The organism is Rickettsia endosymbiont of Hedychridium roseum (genome assembly GCF_964028255.1).
Lineage (GTDB): Bacteria > Pseudomonadota > Alphaproteobacteria > Rickettsiales > Rickettsiaceae > Rickettsia > Rickettsia asembonensis.
In genome coordinates this window covers 1,276,866-1,298,474 of sequence record NZ_OZ034753.1, presented here as the reverse complement: position 1 = coordinate 1,298,474, position 21,609 = coordinate 1,276,866, and the positions used below count along the sequence as shown (strand labels likewise).

The following is a 21,609-nucleotide window of genomic DNA, read 5'->3' as shown; positions in this document are numbered from 1 at the left end:
GTCACTCCGTGGCTTGACCACGGAGTCCAGTCTTTTTTTTATATTTCTAGATACCGTGGTCAAGCCACGGTATGACATTGGGCTATCACTTAAAACTATTAATATATTCTTGTTAATTATATATCAAATCTTATACCGGCTGTTAAGTTATGGCTTTGATAACGCATGCCACCGGTTGGTACACTTGTTCCTTGGTAAATTACATTCTTACTTTTTGTTCTACCATCATCTATCCAGCTATAAGCTAGTTCTGCTTTAACACCGTCGGCGATTTGTGCAGAAGTACCTAAAGTTAGCTTGTAAGAGATATTAGTTCTGTTTTTAGTGTTAGATGAAAGACCTGTTATACCATTATATGTAATTTTCTCTTTAACTAATGCAGGACCAACACCAGCACCGGCAAAAACATCAAACATATCAAAATTAGTTAAATCTACATAACCGTTAATAAGTAAACGTGTAATAGTAGGTTTACGGCTTGCTGAAACGTTAGTACCGGTAAAAGGTGCATTAGTTGCAGCTCCAGATTTCTTTAACTTTCCACCTATTATAGTGCCTAATGTTAAATCGGCTCTAAAATTTTCGGAAATATAATAACCGATACCTAAATCAACCGGAACAGTCGTATTAGATTTTAATTTAACACCGGTTGCCTTATCTTTTTCTTTATTAAACATTGCTGCACCGGCATCTATTCTTAAATACCATTCATTATCCATGCCCTCAGCAAATGATACGCTAGAAGATAAAATTGTTGCACTTGTAGCAGCTATTAAAAGTAACTTTTTCATGGTTAGCACCTCAAATTAAATAATTAAACATTATCTTTAATGGCATATATAACATATTATATTTTTTAGTTCTATATTTAATCGGTAATTAGATTCATATAATAAAGCTTTTATAAAGTTTTGTGACAAAATAAACACATGTATTTAATTCATATTATTTATATATTTATTAAACTTATTTTTCTCATCTTTAAATTTATCGGCATCAGGCAAAGCAGGTTTTTTTTTGGTAATATTTTTCCATCCTTTATTTTCTATAAAATCTTTTGCACGTTCTACCCATTCTATTAACTCCGGTGATTCGGGTTTGATAGCATCTATAGGACAATCAGGAACACATACGCCGCAATCTATACATTCATCAGGATTGATAACTAGCATAAATTCACCCTCGTAGAAACAATCTACAGGGCATACGTCAACGCAATCGGTATATTTACATTTTACGCATTCATCAGTTATAACATAGGTCATTTTGTTATCTGTTTTTGATTTTGTCGATTAATATAGAAGTTCTTAAAAGTAATACTAATAGAAAATATAATATAAAACTGATAAACATGATAATTAAAGGCTTTAGCATTGAAGAGTGAATAGTTGGACTCCCTAGCCTTAAAACACCAGCAGGCTGATGCAAACTATACCAAATATTTACCGAGAATTTTACTATCGGTATGTTAATCAGTCCGATAAGAGCAATAATAGAAGCAGGATTTTGTGCCTTTCTTATATTATCCGCACTATTTACTATGATAATATAGCTTAGATATAATAAAAATAATATGAGCATAGAGGTAAGTCTTGCATCCCAAACCCACCATGTTCCCCATATAGGTTTTCCCCATAAAGAACCTGTTACTAAGCTAATCAAAGTAAAAGTAGCCCCAACGTAACTAGAAGCTACGGCTAGCAAATAGCTAATAGTAGTTTTCCATACTAAATAGCTAAAGCTGCATGCTGCCATGAAAACATAAATACCAAGGGCCATCCAAGAAGCAGGAACATGAACATACATAATGCGTACAAACTCACCTTGTTGATAATCTACCGGCGAAACTATTAGAGCTAAATAAAGACCTATAATCATCATGACAAAAGTAGATATAGCTAATATAGGTATTATAACCTTTAATAATTTATTAAAATAATAGGGGGTTAATAGTTTTAACATATTTTCTTACTTCTTTATATCATTCTTGCGAGAGGCTTACGTGCGTGGATACCGATGTCATTCCTGCGAAAGCAGGAATCTAGCATAAAGCGAGATAAATCGAGCTTTTAATTTCAAAAATTTTCTGTATTTATACTTTTTTTTCTGGATTCCCGCTTTCGTGGGAATGACATAAAGAGCATTTACCGGTCCACGCAACAATGCCTTGCGAGAAGAATTATATAGTAATTCGACGAAGCAATCTCAGGAGTTTGTTATTATTTCATGAGATTGCCACGCAGCCTACAGCTGCTCGCAATGAGGACTCCGGTATCAACAGTTCTACCATGATTATCGTATCCTCTTAAAAAACTCTTTCATTAATAGCCTCGAATCTTCCGCAAGAATTCCGCTATATATTTCCGGTCTATGAAAACAAGCACTACTATTAAAATATCGTAAATTACTTTCTACTGCTCCGTGCTTGGAATCAGAAGCCCCGTAAAATAAACGTTTTAACCTGCTATGAGATATAGCTGCCGCACACATAGCACAAGGTTCTAAAGTAACGTAAATATCATAATCATTTAAATTTTTAGAAGATATAAGATTACATGCTTCATTAATAGCAATAATTTCAGCATGATAAAGAGCGTTATTTTTTTCTTCGGTATTATTATGACTACTAACAATTATTTTTTGATTTAACCTATCTACAATCACTGCTCCAACCGGAACTTCATTTTTATCAAAAGCAATCCGTGCTTGTTTTAAAGCTTGCTCCATGAAAAAATTATTAAAATCCGTTTTTTTATCTAACAATATATTCACGGTAATTTATGTGTTCTTTGATTCCAAAAGGATCTTGGTGGATAATTATTTCAGCCTCCGGAAATTCCTGCAATATTTCAAAAGCAATCTCATCGCTAATTTTATGAGCATTATAAAGCGACATATTGCCGTCCATTTCCAAATGACACTGAATAAAAGCTTTTTGAGCAGCATATCTAGTTTTCATTTCGTGCATACCTTTCACGCCTAAATGGTTATTAACTATCGAGATAATTTTTTGTCTATCTTGTTCAGGTAATTCATGATCAACTAAATTTTTAAATGCCTTTTTAAATAAAGAATAAGAAGAGTGAAATATATATAACGAAATAACTACACCAAATAATGGGTCAACAAACCAAAAATAATCACTTAAATTTATAGAGATAATTACTATAACATTAGTTAGTAAGTCTGTGAAATAATGAAGCTTATCGGCTTTTACTATCTCCGATCCTGTTTTTTTAATTACATAAGTTTGATAAAGTACTAAAATAATTGTTAAGAATATACATACATACATTACTGTAGTACCGTCACTGATATTCTCCGGTTTTGTTTTTTCAAATAAAGATTTAACCGAAGAAAAGCCTACAAAAAAAGCTGAAGCAAAGAAAAATATCGATTGAGAAAAAATTGTTAAATCCTGCATTTTTTCATGCCCAAATCGATGATGATGATCGGGCGGTTGCAGGGCAAATCTTAAAGCTATTAAATTAATAAAGGAAGAAGTTATATCAAGCATTGAATCAATTAAAGAAGCAAAAATTGATTGCGAATCGGTAACAACCCAAGCGTATAATTTTATACTTAAAATAATTAATGCCGTAGTAACCGATAAATAAGATGCCGATTTTATTAACCGATTACGGCTATTAGTATCCATAACGAATCTTTCCAATTTATTTTTTGTAGTTTAACAAAGAAAATATAAAATTCAATTATAATTAGGTTCCGTGAACAAAATTAAAAATAATATTTTAAAATACAAATAATTTAAATTTTGTTTACAGAATCTAGTTTTAACTTTACAAAATTCTAAAAACCATATACTTATTAAATTATATATTTAATAAGAGAGAATTTATATGAAACTATTATCTAAAATTATGATTATAGCTCTTGCAGCTTCTATGTTACAAGCCTGTAACGGTCCGGGCGGTATGAATAAACAAGGTACAGGAACACTTCTTGGGGGTGCCGGCGGTGCATTACTTGGTTCTCAATTCGGTAAGGGCAAAGGACAGCTTGTCGGAGTAGGTGTAGGTGCATTACTTGGGGCAGTTCTTGGTGGACAAATAGGTGCAGGTATGGATGAGCAGGATAGAAGACTTGCTGAACTCACTTCACAAAGAGCTTTAGAAGCAACACCTAGCGGCACTAGCGTAGAATGGCGTAATCCGGATAACGGTAATCATGGTTACGTAACACCTAATAAAACTTACAGAAATAGCACTGGTCAATATTGCCGTGAGTACACTCAAACAGTTGTAATAGGCGGAAAACAACAAAAAGCATACGGTAATGCATGCCGCCAACCTGACGGACAATGGCAAGTTGTCAACTAAAATGTTATACCGAAAAGTACTCTATGTCATTCCCGCGAAAGCGGGAATCCAGAAAAAAGCGAAATTATCTTGAGCTTTTAATTTAAAAAATTTAGTGTGTTATACTTTTTAGTGTCTAGATTCCTGCTTTCGCAGGAATGACATAAACAACACTCATAGGGGAGAGCATTTATGACTTTCATAATAACAAGTACGGCGTTTAAGCATAATGAGCGTATTCCTGATAAATTTACTTGTAAAGGACAGAATGTTTCTCCGCATTTAGAGTGGAATGATGCTCCTATAGATACTAAATCTTTTGTGCTTATCATGGATGATCCTGATGCACCAATAGAAATAGCACCACCGCACGGTATATGGGATCATTGGATAATATATAATATTCCTGCTTCTATTACTGAGCTTTCAGAAGGACAAATAGATAGCAATATTAAAATTTTAGATAATAGCTGGAAAGAAAAGAAATACGGAGGTCCTTGTCCACCTGCCGGTAAACCTCATCGTTATTTTTTCAAACTATACGCTCTAAATGATTATCTTGAGCTTGATGAAAACGCTAGCAAGCAAGATTTAGTATTAGCTTTGCAAAAACATTTACTAACTGAAACTGAATTAATCGGCATTTATTCTACGTGATGTCATGGCTTACCCGCATTAAACCGTCATTGCGAGCAGGTGTTGTTGCGTGGATCAATTTCACCTCTGTCATCCCGCGACTTGATCGCGGGATCCAGTTAAAAATACTAAAATTATTAGTATTTTTATTGTTTTTTGGATACCGTGGTCAAGCCACGGTATGACACCGAACGGATTTTTTGGTCCACGCAACAATGCCATGCAGGAATGACGTAAAACTTTAAACACAAAATATTATCTTGGAAAAACCTATAATCGAGTTTCGTAACGTATCTAAAAAATTCGGTAATAAATTGCCGATAAATAACGTTAGCTTTACCGTCAAAAAAAACAATATCACTACTTTAATCGGACCTAACGGTGCAGGTAAAACTACCATAGTACGGTTAATGCTTGGGCTTGAAAAACCGACAAGCGGTGAGATTATAATTGATTCCAAATTAAAAATCGGATATGTACCACAGAAGTTCGGCCTAAGCCCTGATTTACCTATTACGGTGAAAAAATTTTTAGATTTGTTAGCACCGAGTAATTTTAATAACAATATTAAAGAGATTAACTCATTTATTGATTTGGAACATATAAAAGATCAAGAAATTTCTAAGCTCTCAGGAGGGCAGTTTCAAAAGGTAGTTCTTGCATGTTCAATAGTTAATAATCCTGACTTAATTATTTTAGATGAACCGCTGCAATCTTTAGACGTAACAAGCCAGCAGGAATTTTATCAGCTTATTAATCTGATTCGTAAAAAGCTAAATATTACGGTCTTTATGATCTCTCACGATTTATTTACCGTAATAAAAAACTCCGATCAAGTGATATGCTTAAACGGTCATATATGTTGTAGCGGAATACCAAACGAAATAACTCCTAACTCTGAATTCTCAAATGCACTTTCTTCTCTAGGCTTCTATACCCACCACCACGACCATAGGCATTAGACTTACTCCAAATATTGCTTTAAATATCTGCCGGTATGGCTTTCCGCACAAGCAGCAATGTCTGCAGGAGTGCCGCATACAACTATCTTACCGCCTTTGTCACCCCCCTCAGGACCGACTTCAATAATATAATCTGCCGTTTTTATAACATCTAAATTATGCTCGATAACTAAAACGGTATTTCCCATATCAACGAGTTTATGTAAAACTTTCAGCAATTTATTAATATCGTCAATATGTAGTCCCGTAGTCGGTTCATCAAGTATATAAAGCGTTTTACCGGTTGAACGTCTTGATAATTCTTTAGCAAGCTTAACACGTTGTGCTTCACCGCCTGAAAGAGTAGTAGCAGACTGACCGATTTTAATATAGCCTAGACCTACTTCATTTAAGGTAATTAGTTTTTCATAGATTAACGGAATTTTCTCAAAAAATTGCATTGCATCTTCTACCGTCATCATCAAAATATCGGCAATAGATTTGCCTTTATATTTTATTTCAAGTGTTTCTCTATTATATCTGTGACCATTACAAATATCACATTTTACATATACGTCAGGGAGAAAATGCATCTCTATTTTAATTAGCCCGTCACCTTGGCATGCTTCACATCTACCGCCTTTAACGTTAAACGAAAATCTGCCTACTTTATACCCTCTAGCTTTTGATTCAGGTAATTCCACAAACCAATCCCTAATATGGGTAAAGGCACCTGTATAAGTCGCAGGGTTTGAACGAGGAGTTCTACCTATCGGGGATTGATTAATATCGATAATTTTATCAATATATTCAAGTCCTTTTAATTCTCTATATTTGCCGGGAAATACTTTACTAGTCGGCTCTAAATGCTTTAGAGCCGCTTTATATAGAGTATGAATCATCAAGCTTGATTTACCACTTCCCGATACTCCCGTTATAGCAGTAAAAGTACCAAGTGGAATTTTGATATCAACATTATCTAAATTGTTAGAAACTGCCCCAAGTAATTCAATTGACCTATTATCATGCCCTACTCTTGTTTCAGACGGCACTTTGATTGTTTGACGACCACTTAGATACCTACCTGTAATACTTTCTTCAAAATTCTTTATTTCTTCTGCATTGCCTTCTGCAATAACACGACCGCCGTGAATACCGGCTCCCGGTCCTATATCGATAATATGGTCTGCTTCATACATTGTTTCTTCGTCATGCTCGACTACCAAAACGGTATTACCCAGATCTCTAAGTCTTTTTAGGGTTTCGATTAATCTTGTATTATCTCGTTGATGAAGCCCTATAGACGGCTCATCAAGTACGTATAAAACACCACTAAGCCCTGATCCTATTTGAGATGCAAGACGAATACGCTGACATTCTCCTCCCGATAAAGTACCTGCTTCTCGTGATAACGTTAGATAATCAAGCCCGACATTCATAAGAAATTTTAATCTCTCAGTAATTTCTTTGAGTATACGCTCAGCAATAAATAATTGCTTTTTATTTAATTTTTCTTCTAAGTGACTAAACCATTTTTGCAAGGCTGCAATACTCATACCCGCTACTTCGCCTATATGAAAATTCGCTATTTTAACGCATAATGCTTCGTCTTTTAATCTAAACCCTGAGCAGGCAGTACATTTATGTTCTGACTTAAATTTAGCTAGTTCTTCTTTAATTAAAACTGACTCTATAGTACGGTCCTTTTCCTGCAAACTTGGTATTATACCGGCAAAAGGTTGTTTTATTATTTGCGTTTTAGAACCGTCGTGAAATTCAAACTTTATTGCCTCTTCTCCTGAACCTTCAAATAAAATATCCTTAACATTTTGTGATAAACTTACAAAAGGTACTTCAATAGAAAATTTATAATGATCGGCAAGAGCCTTTAATGTCTCTAGGATAAATTTAGAAGATGTGCTACCCCAAGGCACTATTGCACCGTCTTTAATAGAAATTCTTTGATCTGGAACAATTAATTCTCTATCAAAGAAAAACTCTTTACCTATCCCTTCACATTTAGGACATGCTCCAAAAGGACTGTTAAAAGAAAAAATTCGAGGCTCTATTTCAGTAAGCTGAAAACCGGATACCGGACAAGAATATTTTTCGGAAAAAGTAATACGTTGATTTTTTTCAAATTCGGTCTTAACTGCCGGCGGCAATTCTACAATTTCTAAATAAGTAATACCTTCGGCAAGATTTAACGAACTCTCTAAGCTATCTGCAAGCCTATTACCTAAACTTTCGTCTAGAACTATTCTATCAACGATGACTTCTATATTATGCTTCTTATTTTTATCAAGTTTCGGTAAATCATCAATTTCACAAACTTCACCGTTAACTATTAATTTCTGAAAGCCTTGCTTTTTCAGGTTCATAATTTCACGTTTGAACTCCCCCTTATGTCCTCTAACAATAGGAGCAAGTAAATATACTTTCGTGCCTTTAGGTAGTTCATTAATTATATCTACCATCTCAGAAATCGTTTGGCTATGTATCGGAAGACCGGTTGCCGGAGAGTAAGGAATACCCACCCTTGCATATAATAACCTAAGGTAATCGTAAATTTCCGTTATAGTTCCAACCGTAGAACGAGGATTTTTAGAAGTAGTTTTTTGGTCAATTGCAATAGCAGGCGATAATCCGGAAATAGATTCCACATTCGGTTTATTTTGTAAATGCAAGAATTGCCTTGCATATGAAGATAAGCTTTCAACATATCGCCTTTGACCTTCTGCATAAATAGTATCAAAAGCTAAAGAAGACTTGCCTGAACCACTAAGACCGGTGATAACAACAAATTTATTCCTTGGAATATCAACATTTATATTTTTTAGATTATGCTCTTTAGCACCGCGTACCTTAATATATTCTTGGTTCATAATCACTTCACTACAAAATTTTTGAGATATTTTTTAAAAAACCTGTAGTATTATAGGCTCTTTTATTTTATTATTGCAATAATAATATTTTAAAATAGGTAGTAATCTATGGCAGGTAGTTTAAATAAAGTAATATTAATAGGTAATGTAGGGCGTGATCCGGAAATTAGAACTACGGGCGAAGGGAAAAAAATCATTAATCTTTCCTTAGCAACAACCGAAACTTGGAAAGATCGCATTACCAGCGAACGAAAAGAACGAACTGAATGGCATAGAGTAGTCATATTTAGCGAAGGATTAGTATCTGTTGTAGAACGCTATGTCACAAAAGGTAGTAAATTATATGTTGAAGGTTCATTGCAAACCCGTAAGTGGAATGATAATTCAGGTCAAGAAAAATATACCACGGAAGTTGTGTTACAAAATTTTAATTCACAATTAATATTATTAGATAGTAAAAACTCTAATAATCATACTCAAGATTCAGGGCATAGCGAATATAAACATCCTGAAGCTAAAAATCATTCCTTTGACCATAGCGACTTAGACGACGAAATACCGTTTTAATTATTTTCTGTCATTGCGAGAAAAATTACGTAGTAATAAGGGCGAAGCAATCCAGTAAAAAATTCTGTAAATCAGAATTTTTTATTATTTTTCCTGGATTGCCACGCTCCCTACGGTCGCTCGCAATGACGATTTGGTGTCCACGCAGGAATATCATTAAAGACATGCAAGTAACTTCTACCAAATATTGCCTATAAATATTATGAAAAAACTTCTTTGTATAATATTCCTTACATCAATATTTCTTTCAGGGTGTTCTACCACTCATGATGTAGCTAGTAGGGTAAAGCATTCACAAGATATAGCAACTCAAAATAACTTTCAGATGAGGCTAGTAAACGGTGGTGATTTTACTCTTACGACTTATCAGCGTATTACCGACCATAACCTACCTTTCGTATTCTATATTGAGGGAGATGGGCATCTTGCGGATGGCGGCGTTAACTCTGACAACCCTACCCCTGTTAATCCGATGCTCTTGAAGCTTGCTACAATCGATAAAAGACCGAATGTTGTTTATATAACACGACCTTGTCAATATACTCCTTTAGAAATGAATCCAAAATGCGTTAGCGATTATTGGTTAGATAAAAGAATGGGGCAGGAAGTTGTAGATTCAATTAACAATGTCATAAATATTATCAATAACGGACAAAAATTTAGCTTAGTCGGCTTCTCCGGTGGCGGCGGGCTTACAATATTAATTGCCGCTCAAAATAGTAATGTTAAAGATATTATAACGATTGCCGGTAATTTAGATACTAAAAAGTTCGATAAATATCATAATTATCGTGGTTACTTAGTTAAATCGTTAAATCCGATAAATTATACAAAGCAGGTTAATAATATCCCTCAATTACATCTCTCCGGCATGGATGACAAAAGGGTCCCGCCTTTCATAGCAGAACTTTACGTAAAAACAAGTAACTCACCATGTGTAAAAAAGCAAACTTTTCCTAATATTTCTCATGAAAAAGGTTGGGATAAAATTTGGTCTAATATATTAGATATTCCTCTGATTTGTAATTAAGCATTAGGAAATATTATTAATCTATTTAAACATATAAGACAAAATTCTTTATTGACTTTTATACAAAACAGTATTAATTCTTTTTACAATTTAATTTTTTATACAAGAATTATGCTAGGCTACGAAAAAGAACAAAGAAGTTTGACAAAAGAACAAAAACAAGCTGTAGGGTTGTTATCTGTAGGAACCTTATTGGAATATTTTGATCTTATGCTTTATGTCCATATGTCCGTACTTCTTAATGAGCTTTTTTTCCCAAAAGCTGATGCTTATGCTACTTCGCTTTACTCTATAGCAGCTTTATGTGCTACTTTTATCTTTAGACCGCTCGGAGCTCTCGTTTTTGGATATTTAGGCGATACATATGGGCGAAAAACTACAGTAGTTATAACAACTATGATGATGGCTACTTCGTGCATAGTAATGGCATTACTTCCTACTTACAATGAAATTGGTATAACAGCTTCTATTATAATAATATTATGTAGAATTGTTCAAGGTATGTCCTCAATGGGAGAGGTAATAGGAACAGAAGTTTATTTAACCGAGTTTACTAAGCCTCCAATACAATATCCTATTGTAGCCTTAGCTACGGTTTTCGCTACTGTAGGAACTTTCGCAGCTTTAGGGGTTGCTACTATTGTTACTTCTTATGGCTTTAATTGGCGTTATGCATTTGGTATCGGTGCAATTATTGCCGTTGTAGGAACATTAGCAAGAACCGCATTACGAGAAACCCCTGAATTTGCTAATGCAAAGCTTAAATTACTTAAAACTTTTGAAAAAGCTAATAGGGATATAAAAGTATTAGAAAATAATCCTATTTGGAAAGAAAAAATTAATAAAAAGACAGCAATAGCTCTATTTATAATGGATTGTGCATGGCCTGTATGTTTTTATTTTGCATATATTTATTGCGGCAATATTCTTGTAACCAAATTTAACTGTACTCCTGAACAAGTTATAAAACAAAATTTCAAATTATCTATAATAGAACTTATAAGTATAATAATAGTAGCAGCATTAAGTTATAAGATATATCCTTTAAAAATTCTAAAAGCATTATTAGGTATTTTTACTATTACAATATTACTATGTCCATATTTATTAAATAAGGCTTCTAATCCAAATCAAATATTCATTATTCAATCACTTATCATGGCTTTTGCCCTTAATGTTATGCCGGCTGTACCAAATTGTTTTAGACATTTTCCAATCTTTAAACGCTTTACTTCCGTAACATTTACATATGCTTTATCAGCTGCTTGTATGTATGTTATTAGCTCTTTTGGTTTTCCTCATTTAATAAAAACCTTTGGAAACTGGGGAGTATTAATTATTATGATTCCAACAAGTATTGGATTTGGATTTGGTATATTTCATTTTGAAAAATTGGAGAAAGAAAGTGGAAATTATCCAAAGAAATCTTTTGCCCCTTCTCCAGTGATGTCTGCTTAATTGATAAATATTTTTGCATTTTATTATTAACCGGCAGCAGGTACAAAATCACCGCCTAACATGCTAACATCATCATCATTTATATTTTGGCTATCAATTATTTCGTTAAGCTGGTTCTCTATAATCATGAGTTTTAATTTTGTAGATTTATCAACTATAAGCTCTTGCATACTAGCAGTTATTGTCTCTATATCGGTTGTATTATTAAGTTCTTTAGCTTTGTGTATTATCTCATCTATAGTGTCTTTTATTATAGCTTTATCTTTAGCATTTATTGCAATATTAGTGTCTACTTTATCGTTTATTCCATCAGCCAACTTTTGAAAACCATCTATTTTATGCAATAAGTCAGGCTCTGGATATATAAGTGTGTAAATTCTAAAATAGGCATTAAATTCACCCCTCAAATTTTATCAAAAAGTGAGCCATGGCCTCTCCCCAATTTTGGATAGGCATATTCCATTTTCGCGTAATATAGTCAATTGTCAAGTACAAAGTCTTAAATACAGAGTCGTCGTTAGGAAAACCCCTTTTGTTATTAGTAACCTTGCGTAATTGACTATTTAAACCTTCGATTGCATTGGTTGTATAAATGATACGCCTAATCACTTCTGGGTATTGTAAAAAAATTATCAAATTCTGCCAATTATTTTGCCATGATTTTGCAATATGTGGGTACTGTTTGCCCCATTTCATATCAAAATCAGATAAGGCAGTAAGTGCTTCATCCTCAGTGATAGAGCTGTATACTAGCTTCAAATCTGCTGCAAGTTCTTTACGATCTTTATAGCTTACATATGACAAACTATTTCTGATTTGATGTACAATGCACAGCTGATGCTCAGTTTGTGGATATACTGCAGATATCGCCTCACTCATGCCCGTTAGATTATCGCTACAAGCAATTAAGATATCTTTTAATCCCCTGTCTTTCATTTCAGTAAAATTATTTAACCAAAATTTAGCTCCCTCATTCTCGCTAATACACAAGCCTAAAATATCTTTCCTTCCGGTTAAATCTACACCTAAAGCTACATATACTGCCTTATTGATAATTCTCTTATCTTGACGTACTTTAACTATAAGTGCATCAAAATATACTATAGCATATATGGCTTCCAGAGGCCTATTCTGCCAACTCCTGACCTCATCCATAACATTATCGGTAACCCGACTAATAAGGCTTTCACTGTTCTCTGCACCATATAGCTCATGAATCTGAATCTTAATGTCAGAGAGGCTCATCCCTTTAGCATATAAGGATAATATCTTCTGATCTAATCCATCAATCCTAGTCTGACGCTTTGGCACTAGTACAGGAGAAAATTCAGCATTTCTATCACGTGGTACTTCAAGTTCCAATACTCCACCTTCAGTAATTAGGCTTTTTTTGCATACACCATTTCTACTATTGTCAGTCTCTATCCTGCCATATTTGTTATAGACAAGATGCTCATCCATCTCAGCTTTTAAGGCTCTTTCAAATATATTTTTAGTTAACTGCTTTAATATCCCGTCTTTGGCAAAAAAACTCGTTAAATCAGTATCTTTATCTATTAGCAAATCTACTGCTTGTTTTATCTTCTCTTGGTTACTGTTACTCATGTTATTCCTGATAAATTATATTATTGTTAATATAACCTATCCTAGAAATTTACACACTTAGTGAGACAGCACCGAAATAATTTTAGTACGGCAATTTCTTTATTTATTGATACTTTTATTGTAATTGGGATTATGAGCTTATTTAATATTTTTCCTTTTGACCAATTGGGTCAGCTTGTACTTAATAGCTATTCATTTAAACTATTTTTTACCGTATTTAGTACGCCGATATTCTATTTGGCAGTTTGGTTAATAAGCTTGTTTATTAAGAAAGGATAAGCTCTTAGGAGAAACTTATCCTTATTTATTTTACAAATTGACTTTTAGTTTAATAAGCCCTTGATGGCTTTGATATTTTCTATGAGTGTAATAATTATACTCAAGCAGAACATTTATATTTTTTCTGCTCATAAGTATATTACTACCGATATTATATCCAAGCTTAGGTTGTTTTGGTATAATAATTGTTTCTTGTAATGTTTGCCCTTTAAAAGTTGCTTTTGCATTAACTTTTGTATTTTTATTATTGAAATGATGCTCAATATTACCGTACAAACTTGGTGTTAATACTATATTATTTACGGTCGCTATAGGCTTAAACACTATTTTACCGCCAATACTACTTTCAAAGGATTGATTTGATTTCTTTTGAATCATTAAGTTTTCTATATCTACATTATATTCTTTATAGTTGCTAGCTCTTGAATAATCATATTTAAAACCGATATTAGGAATAAAATGTAAATCGTATTTTGTACGATATTTATAATTTAATAAGGTTTGAAAACTTAAATTATTGTTTTGATATTTGCCAATTATATTATTAATACTTTTAGATTTATTCTTAATATAATTATGACCGTAAGATGTTATAGCCTGCAACGAGAAGCCTTTAATTAGTTTTTTTAGACCGTAAATACTTAAAAGATGACCGTTAACAGCTGTTTTTCCTAGTTTTTTATTATATTTAATTTGGGATTCTAAACGGCTATAAGCTATTCCTATAACATCATGACTATTAATGAATTCAGCATCAGCCCCGATAGTTACACCGGTGGTACGACCTTGATATTTTGGAATATTTTTCCAAGCTCCTTGTTTATTGATGCCGTATAAGCCGCTAATCCATACCCCTCTGTTTATACTAGCTTCTTCATCACCGGCACCTATTGCAGCAACCTTTAATCTATCACTTAAAATATTATAGTGAACAGGTTTGTGAAGAGTTGAAGCCGCATTAACTAATATTGCTACTTTCCTATTGGTGTCATCAGATACTTGCTGTCTCTGTGTCGCTTCATCTTGTTCTGCAATTGCTTCAGTTTTGAATGACAAATCGATAGCTTCGTCTTCGCTTTCTAAAGCTATATCTTTTTTTGATTCTTCATCAGTTTCATATCCTTTATCTTCTTCTTCACTAGATCTTAAGGCTAGAAGTGATTTTTTGTCATCTGATGATTTATCATTTTTGCTATCGCTAGAACTCAATAACCTCGGTGATAAAGAAGTTGTTGAATCAGATTTCTCTGACTTTTTATTGCTATCTTCAAGTTGTGTATCATCCTTTGTTAAGGAGTCGTCATTTGTCGCTTCGTTTTCTTGCCGGAATAATGATTGGAATTGTTTCATATCTAAACGTCCTACTTTCTTTTCCTGGTTATTATCTTCTGATTGAACATCACTACCGTATTTTTGTTCTAGTTCAGGACGTTTAGACTCTATTTGTTCAATAAAGCTTATTAATAATTCTCTTTCATCTTTTTGTGTATTATTATTGTTTTTTACATACTCAATAAATACCGGATCTCTTGCAAGTTTTAGAAGCTCTTGTTCATAAAGTTCGTATATCTCTTGTCCTACTTCGGTTCTTGGTCCTATGAAGTTTGGATCAAAATTTACTTCAGATGGTTTAGGAATTACTTTTGTATTTTTATCTTCAGCATAGTAAAATTTTTCTTCAAATGCTTGTTTTAAAAGAGAATCATCTTGCATATCTCTATTTGGTTCTTCTATGTATTTTGCTAATACTTCTTTTTTAATAGCATTCTCTAACTTTTGTGAATCAGTTAGTAATATATCTGTTCCTCCTAATTTTGAAGTAGATTCATAATAATTTTTTCCTACATTAGATTTAAAATCCTTAGCTTTATAATTATGATTGTTCTTTTTACCAAAATTATTGTTAGGTGTTACCTTATCCATTCTATCTATAAATTCCTGTGTATAACCCATGCTAATTAGATAATCATTAGTTCCAAAGTTATTGCCATTAGGAATCGGGGGAGGCATTGGAATACCGTTATTATAAATCAGCGGCTTTTCAGTATTATTAGATACGGTTTTATTTTTTTGCTCCCATTTAGCCTTAAGTGCTGTTTTTACTCCTTCTATAGTTATTCTATTAATTAAGCTTGTTAATTGCTCTGAAGTTAAATAATTAAGAGAAGGTATAATTTCCTTTAAATCAACTTCATTAGCTGAATTATTAAGTTTATTCTCTTCTAAAATAACCTTAGCTTCAAGAAGTGATTTTAATAACTCAGGATTTTTATTATTTAGTATATCCAATAAATCTTTTCGGCTTATATCCTTATTTGCGATTAATTGTTGAATTTCAACTTTTTCTAAAATATTTTGTTTTAATTTATTTAGATTAGCTTTAGCGGTAGGAATTTCCCTAGTTAATTCTTGATACCCTTGAAGTACAAAATTAATTTTTTGTGAGGACGTTAACTTATTAGGGTTTTCTATTAATTCATTAAGTTTACCATTAAAGGTACTTTGTCCAAGAATATTTATATATTTATTAGAAAACTTTAATTGCTCTAGAGGATTTGTAATTCTTAAGAATTCTGCTACATATTCTTGTTTATTTCCATATTGTTCAATTCTTTTATATTGTTTTGCATTTATTATATTAGATGAACGAAGACGTTGTTTTGTTTGTTCTAACGATTCATTAAAAATCTTACTTACAAAAGTAGATGTTATTTTTATATCATTATCTTGAAGTATTTTTTGTATATCCTCTCTTTTAGCAATTTGTTCAATTTTCTTGATAACCTCTTCGTTCTCAGTGTTAAATAAATTTACAAAAGTTTTAGGAGAAAAGTTATACAATTTTGTTACTTCATTACGTATTAAGCCTATTACCTCATTCTGCTTAGCAACTTTCTGTTTAAGTAATTCAAGTGATTCCCCCATTTTAGCCTTAATATCAAGTATATTATTAGACGTTGTGGTTGCCTGACTTTGACTTGCTGAAGTTGTATTTTGAATAAATTCATTATACGATTTATATAATCTAGGATATGTAGCTTCAAAATTTTTTAAATCAAATTTATGATTAGGATTTGAACTATTAAAAGCTGTAGAAGTCGGTGTTCCATTTAACGGAGGCGGGGGTGGAGGAGGTGGAATACTCCCATTTAGAGGAGGGGGTGGCGGAGGAACAGGAACGCCATTTTGACCTTTATTTGAATTATTATTAACATTGTTTTCTACAGGTAACTCAAAAATTTTATCTATTCCTGCTTTTAATGTGGTTTCATCAGATAAAAGTATAGAGATTAAAGACTCTATTTCCGTATTGCGTTTATATCCGTTATTACTCAGCCAGTTATCTAATGATGCTTCTAGTACTTTTTTATCTTCTGTTGCAGCCAGTGTTGCAAGCGTTAATTTTTTTTTGTCACTAACGTCTTTATCAGATATAGATGTTGGTAAAGTTTGTATGGCATGGTGTTGAGCTTGCTTAATAAGTTCATCTTTATGTTCCGGAGTAGTAGTTAATATGGTATTTAATATTGTTCTATTGCCTTTATCATCAACAGTAAATAATATCCTGTCTATATCTTTACTTAAGTCAATATTAGATATAGCTTCCTGTTTAAAAGAATTACCTAAATTATTCTGTTCTGCAAATTGTAATGCGTCTATAGGATTTTTTGTTAAAATTTCCTTAAACTCTTCTTTATTTTCTTCTAATTTTATTTGCTGTTTTAAGTGTTGTTCAGTCTTGCTTAATTGATCCTCCTGTTTACTATTTAGAAGACTATGCATTGATCCTTTAAAGTCGAATGATTTTGTTTCTGGTTTTGTTCTACCTGTGTCAAAAGGAACCCCCGAAGATGTTCCTGCAGTATTTGTAGTTGTTCTAGAATGCTTAGTAAAGGGTTTAGTAGTAGTTTGATTATTGTCTGCTAGAAGCTTTGCTTCTATTCCAGCTTTTATTTGTTTTAAATAAAAATTTGCACGTCCTTTATCTACCTTAAATTCATTCATTATTTCTGAAATTTTAGGAAGAAAATCTGTATTTACATATTCTTGTTTTTTAGTATACATAACCTCAGTGGTTATATCGTCAATATATTTTGTGTCATCTGTAGTAGTGTCTTTACCAAAACGTTTATGTAGTTCCTTTTTTGTAAGAACCGTACCACTACGTACAAGCTTTGGTCTTTCATTTGCCATAACTTGATCTCTTATTATGGTTCTACGGTGTTTTGCTTCTTCTTTACTTATATTAAGAGCTTTCTCTAGTTCATCTAATTCAGGGACTTGACCGGTAGTTATGTATTCTTTTTCTTTAACTGAAGTTGTTATTGAGTGAATATACAGGTCTAGTAATGCTTTTTTATCCTTTTCTGCACGGCGTACATTTTGATTTTTTTCTAGTTTATTATCTGTTTTTTTAGCATCATAAGCTATTTCAAGGTTTTGTGCTGCTTCTTCAGGCGTAGGAATTTTTCCTTGTGAAATATACCAGTCAACTTTTTCCTTAAAGTCTTGTTTCGTTCCGGCAATATATAAGTCAAGCTCTGCTTTTTTTTCTCTTGCTTTGTGCCTAGTTTTGTTATTGCTACTCGATAAATCACTTTCAGTAAAACCGGTTTGCATATCAATCATTGCTTGAACAAAATCAGGTGTCAACTTTGCTCTTCTCCATGCTTCTTGTTTTTCTTGTAAAGTATAACTATTCCATTTCTGTTTTCTTTGTGCTTCGGAAAGACCGCTCAAGGTTGGTATTTGGTTAGCTAATTGGGTAAAGCTTGCCGCTGCACTTGTACTTAAAAAGCTACTAGTCAACAAACATGTTGACATGAAAAAAGTTAAAACATATTTTTTTGAGTGGGAATTTTGTAAGCTCATTTAAACCTCGAACAATTATTATTTTTTTTAATATACAACGAGGCGAATTATATAATGTTTATTAACTTATGTAAACTATTAATTACTAATTTTTGTTAACTAATAGATTTTTTAACCAAAATGTGCTTAATACATCACATACTAATGGCATCTCAATTTTTGGTAAATAAAATATGCAAATTCAATTTCACTTATATAACACTCTTAGCCGTACTAAAGAGGTTTTTAACCCTCAAGATAAGACTAACGTAAAAATGTATGTATGCGGACCGACTGTTTACGATAATCCTCATATAGGTAATAGCAGGTCGGTAGTGGTATATGATTTACTTTATCGTATAGTTATAAAAATATTTGGTGAGCAATCTGTAAAATACGTACGTAATATTACGGATGTTGACGATAAAATTATCGATAGGGCTGAGCTACTTAGCATTACTATTAATGAGTTGACTGATAAAGTTACACAAGAGTTTCATACAAATATGGCATATTTAGGTTGCCTACTACCGAGTATTGAGCCGAAAGCTACAGAGCATATTGATGTAATGATCGAAATAATAGAACGCTTAATAGCAAAAGATCATGCATATATTGCGGATAATCATGTTTATTTTGATGTTTTATCAGCTCCAAATTATACGGAATTATCTAACCGAAATTTAGAAGAAATGTTTGAGGGAGTGCGTATAGAAAACAGCAAAACCAAAAAGCATCCACAGGATTTTGTATTATGGAAACCGGCAAAGCCAAATGAATCCGCAAATATGAATTTTGAAAGTCCTTGGGGGCTTGGTCGCCCTGGATGGCATATTGAATGTTCAGCCATGAGCTACAAATATTTAGGTGAGAATTTTGATATTCACGGTGGCGGAGCAGATTTAATCTTCCCGCATCATACTAATGAAATTGCACAAAGTAGATGTGCTTTTCCGGATTCTACCTATGCTAAATATTGGGTACATAATGGCTTTCTAACGGTGAACGGTGAGAAAATGAGTAAATCTCTCGGTAATTTTATTACCGTAAGGGATTTAATGGATAAAGAAATTTCAGGAGAGGTAGTAAGGTTATTTTTATTAAGTACTCACTATAGACGTCCACTTGATTATAATGATAAAGCTATAGAAGATGCTAAAAAGACTTTAGATTATTGGTATAGAGCCATAGAAAATATTAATGTACAAAAAATAGATTTACCTCACAATTTCATGCAAAGCTTACTTGATGACATGAATACACCGCTTGCCGTTAAAATAATTAATGACTATGCTAAAGGTGTTTTTATTTCTAAAATTGAAGAAGCAAGACAGCTTAATGCCTCTGCTATTATTACTTGTGCTAATTTTATTGGTTTAATGAATAAGACTCCCCATGAGTGGTTTAATAGCGGTGTGGATGAACTCTATATAAATGAGCTTGTAAATAAGCGTTTGGAAGCAAAAAAACAAAAAAATTGGTTATTAGCCGATCAAATTCGTAACCAGTTATTGGAGAAAAAAATAATTCTAGAAGATAAACCTGATGGTACTACTATTTGGCGAAAAGAATAAAAGCTTGTAAATTATGCAATATACGTATATAGTTTGTAGGCTTATTGTAGAACGTCATTGCGAGGAAATTATGTAATATAATTGTACGTACGCAATCTCAGGATATTGGACGAGACTGCCACGCAGCCTACGGCTGCTCGCAATGACGATTATTCAAAACTTAAGCAAAAAATTCACACGTAAGATATATGTTAGTTCATGTATAGAGCTGTCATGCCAGTTCCTTGATCACGGCATCCAGTAAATATATGATAATAAGTTGTTTTTGGATCCCGTGATCAAGCCACGGGATGACAAATATACACAATATCTTACGGAGGTATAAACTAACAATTAGGAGAATTTAAAAATGTCAAAAATACCATCTGTTAACATTAAAGAATTATTAGATGCAGGCGTGCATTTCGGTCATAAGACTTCACGTTGGAATCCTAAAATGGCATCTTATATATATGGTGAACGTGATGATGTTCATATAATCGATTTAAGACAAAGTGCCGCTTTAATGAGTGTTGCTTTGAATACAATATATGAAACCGTAAAAAAAGACGGTAAAATATTATTTGTAAGTACTAAAATACAGGCTAGTGATATTATAGCGGAATATACCGAAAAATGCGGACAATATTATGTAAATCATAGATGGCTTGGCGGTATGCTAACTAACTGGAAAACTATTGCGGGTTCAATAGAAAAACTAAATAAGTTAGAAAAAACCTTAGAAAGCGAAGAAGCACTTATGGGTTATACTAAGAAAGAGATACTCGATATGAGCCGTAAGAAAGAGAAGTTACTTCTATCTCTTGCCGGTATTAGAAATCTTAATTCTAAACCTGATCTTCTAGTAGTTATTGACACTAATAAAGAGCATATCGCAATTAATGAAGCGGTAAAGCTTAATGTTCCTATAGTTGCAGTAGTCGATACTAATTCTAATCCTGATAATGTAGATTATCCGATTCCGGGTAATGACGATTCTATAAGGTCAATAAGACTTTATTGTAGTTTATTTGCAGATGCGGCATTACAAGGACTTGAAGAATCAATGAAAGCTTCAGGGGTTGATATGGGTGCTATGCAGGAGCATACAGATAAGGCGTTAACTTCTAAAAATGTTTCTAAATTAAAACAAGCTAAAAAATTCTCTAAAACGAAAAATATTGATGAGGAGACAAATACAGAATTTGAGCAAGCATTAAATGATGCCGATGAAAATAAAAATTCTGATAATGTATAAATGTTGTTGTGTGGATTGAAGAACCTACTCGATGTCATCCCCGCGTGGCATTGTTGCGTGGACCTAAAAATATGTTCGGTGTCACCCCGTGGCTTGACCACGGTATCCAGTTAAAAATACTAAAATTATTAGTATTTTTTGTTGTTTTTATGGACCCCGTGGTCAAGCCACGGGGTGACACCGAGGTCCTTCTTCAAGCGACACCCCAAGCCAAATATAATAATTAA

General features: G+C 32.9%; 20 protein-coding genes and 2 pseudogenes. 10 read left to right on the top strand and 12 right to left on the bottom strand.

Annotation, left to right across the window (positions count from 1 at the left end; all coding sequences use genetic code 11):
• Positions 1-116 precede the first annotated feature (116 nt).
• The 6 genes from adr to AC5587_RS07515 form a co-directional block, all read right to left on the bottom strand.
• Complete coding sequence (gene adr, locus AC5587_RS07540; protein ID WP_499162343.1) at positions 117-791, bottom strand: adhesin Adr; 675 nt, start codon at positions 789-791, stop codon at positions 117-119.
• Positions 792-935: 144 nt separating this feature from the next.
• The gene (gene fdxA / locus AC5587_RS07535) at positions 936-1,265 is read right to left on the bottom strand and encodes a ferredoxin FdxA (RefSeq protein WP_040256521.1); all 330 of its coding nucleotides are present in this window, start codon (positions 1,263-1,265) and stop codon (positions 936-938) included.
• A gap of 4 nt (positions 1,266-1,269) precedes the next feature.
• Positions 1,270-1,962 (bottom strand): heme ABC transporter permease, encoded by a 693-nt coding sequence (locus AC5587_RS07530; RefSeq protein ID WP_499162342.1) that lies wholly within the window; start codon positions 1,960-1,962, stop codon positions 1,270-1,272.
• A 57-nt stretch (positions 1,963-2,019) separates the two neighbouring features.
• A complete protein-coding gene (locus AC5587_RS07525; protein WP_499162341.1) occupies positions 2,020-2,163 on the bottom strand; it encodes a hypothetical protein in 144 nt (47 codons plus the stop codon).
• A gap of 129 nt (positions 2,164-2,292) precedes the next feature.
• Positions 2,293-2,772 carry a nucleoside deaminase gene (locus AC5587_RS07520; protein ID WP_410526755.1) on the bottom strand — a complete coding sequence of 160 codons (480 nt, stop codon included), beginning with the start codon at positions 2,770-2,772 and terminating at the stop codon, positions 2,293-2,295.
• Positions 2,753-3,658, bottom strand: a complete 906-nt coding sequence (locus AC5587_RS07515) for a cation diffusion facilitator family transporter (protein WP_499162340.1) — start codon at positions 3,656-3,658, stop codon at positions 2,753-2,755. The genes AC5587_RS07520 and AC5587_RS07515 overlap by 20 nt, the downstream gene beginning before the upstream one ends.
• Before the next feature lie 202 nt (positions 3,659-3,860).
• Here AC5587_RS07515 and AC5587_RS07510 point away from each other — a divergent pair, with 202 nt between their 5' ends.
• Both AC5587_RS07510 and AC5587_RS07505 read left to right on the top strand, forming a co-directional pair.
• Positions 3,861-4,340 carry an RT0821/Lpp0805 family surface protein gene (locus tag AC5587_RS07510; protein ID WP_485440760.1) on the top strand — a complete coding sequence of 160 codons (480 nt, stop codon included), beginning with the start codon at positions 3,861-3,863 and terminating at the stop codon, positions 4,338-4,340.
• A gap of 171 nt (positions 4,341-4,511) precedes the next feature.
• On the top strand, positions 4,512-4,976 hold the full coding sequence (locus AC5587_RS07505; protein ID WP_499162339.1) for a YbhB/YbcL family Raf kinase inhibitor-like protein: 465 nt from the start codon (positions 4,512-4,514) through the stop codon (positions 4,974-4,976).
• 37 nt (positions 4,977-5,013) lie between these two features.
• Here the strand turns inward: AC5587_RS07505 and AC5587_RS07500 are convergent.
• Positions 5,014-5,177, bottom strand: a pseudogene (locus AC5587_RS07500) (MFS transporter); the annotation flags it as partial.
• Positions 5,178-5,215: 38 nt separating this feature from the next.
• Between AC5587_RS07500 and AC5587_RS07495 the strand changes: the two are divergent.
• The gene (locus AC5587_RS07495; RefSeq protein ID WP_499162338.1) at positions 5,216-5,917 is read left to right on the top strand and encodes an ATP-binding cassette domain-containing protein; all 702 of its coding nucleotides are present in this window, start codon (positions 5,216-5,218) and stop codon (positions 5,915-5,917) included.
• Positions 5,918-5,919: 2 nt separating this feature from the next.
• Here the strand turns inward: AC5587_RS07495 and uvrA are convergent, their stop codons facing one another.
• A complete protein-coding gene (uvrA, locus tag AC5587_RS07490; protein WP_499162337.1) occupies positions 5,920-8,781 on the bottom strand; it encodes an excinuclease ABC subunit UvrA in 2,862 nt (953 codons plus the stop codon).
• Between the two features lie 108 nt (positions 8,782-8,889).
• On the opposite strand from uvrA, the gene AC5587_RS07485 reads away from it, so the two are divergent.
• On the top strand, positions 8,890-9,348 hold the full coding sequence (locus tag AC5587_RS07485) for a single-stranded DNA-binding protein (RefSeq protein ID WP_499162336.1): 459 nt from the start codon (positions 8,890-8,892) through the stop codon (positions 9,346-9,348).
• A 25-nt stretch (positions 9,349-9,373) separates the two neighbouring features.
• Here AC5587_RS07485 and AC5587_RS07480 read toward each other — a convergent pair whose 3' ends face one another.
• Entirely contained in the window at positions 9,374-9,505 is a 132-nt protein-coding gene (locus AC5587_RS07480) for a hypothetical protein (RefSeq protein ID WP_410527926.1), read from the bottom strand.
• Between the two features lie 45 nt (positions 9,506-9,550).
• On the opposite strand from AC5587_RS07480, the gene AC5587_RS07475 reads away from it, so the two are divergent.
• Positions 9,551-10,378: an alpha/beta hydrolase family protein gene (locus AC5587_RS07475; RefSeq protein WP_499162335.1), complete on the top strand. Its 828-nt coding sequence runs from the start codon at positions 9,551-9,553 to the stop codon at positions 10,376-10,378.
• Between the two features lie 111 nt (positions 10,379-10,489).
• Complete coding sequence (locus AC5587_RS07470; protein ID WP_499162334.1) at positions 10,490-11,836, top strand: MFS transporter; 1,347 nt, start codon at positions 10,490-10,492, stop codon at positions 11,834-11,836.
• Positions 11,837-11,862: 26 nt separating this feature from the next.
• Here the strand turns inward: AC5587_RS07470 and AC5587_RS07465 are convergent, their stop codons facing one another.
• Complete coding sequence (locus AC5587_RS07465; RefSeq protein WP_499162333.1) at positions 11,863-12,180, bottom strand: hypothetical protein; 318 nt, start codon at positions 12,178-12,180, stop codon at positions 11,863-11,865.
• Positions 12,181-12,232: 52 nt separating this feature from the next.
• A complete protein-coding gene (locus AC5587_RS07460; RefSeq protein WP_499162332.1) occupies positions 12,233-13,441 on the bottom strand; it encodes an IS256 family transposase in 1,209 nt (402 codons plus the stop codon).
• Between the two features lie 72 nt (positions 13,442-13,513).
• Here AC5587_RS07460 and AC5587_RS07455 point away from each other — a divergent pair.
• Positions 13,514-13,720 (top strand): annotated as a pseudogene (locus AC5587_RS07455) (VUT family protein); the annotation flags it as partial.
• Between the two features lie 30 nt (positions 13,721-13,750).
• On the opposite strand, the gene AC5587_RS07450 reads toward AC5587_RS07455, so the two are convergent.
• Complete coding sequence (locus AC5587_RS07450) at positions 13,751-18,592, bottom strand: autotransporter outer membrane beta-barrel domain-containing protein (protein WP_499162331.1); 4,842 nt, start codon at positions 18,590-18,592, stop codon at positions 13,751-13,753.
• Positions 18,593-18,765: 173 nt separating this feature from the next.
• On the opposite strand from AC5587_RS07450, the gene cysS reads away from it, so the two are divergent.
• The 3 genes from cysS (at position 18,766) to AC5587_RS07435 (ending at position 21,609) form a co-directional block, all read left to right on the top strand.
• Positions 18,766-20,145, top strand: a complete 1,380-nt coding sequence (cysS, locus tag AC5587_RS07445) for a cysteine--tRNA ligase (protein ID WP_499162330.1) — start codon at positions 18,766-18,768, stop codon at positions 20,143-20,145.
• A gap of 349 nt (positions 20,146-20,494) precedes the next feature.
• Positions 20,495-21,382 (top strand): 30S ribosomal protein S2, encoded by an 888-nt coding sequence (gene rpsB, locus AC5587_RS07440; RefSeq protein WP_499162329.1) that lies wholly within the window; start codon positions 20,495-20,497, stop codon positions 21,380-21,382.
• A gap of 50 nt (positions 21,383-21,432) precedes the next feature.
• Positions 21,433-21,609, top strand: coding sequence for a hypothetical protein (locus tag AC5587_RS07435; RefSeq protein ID WP_499162328.1), 177 nt, complete (start codon positions 21,433-21,435; stop codon positions 21,607-21,609).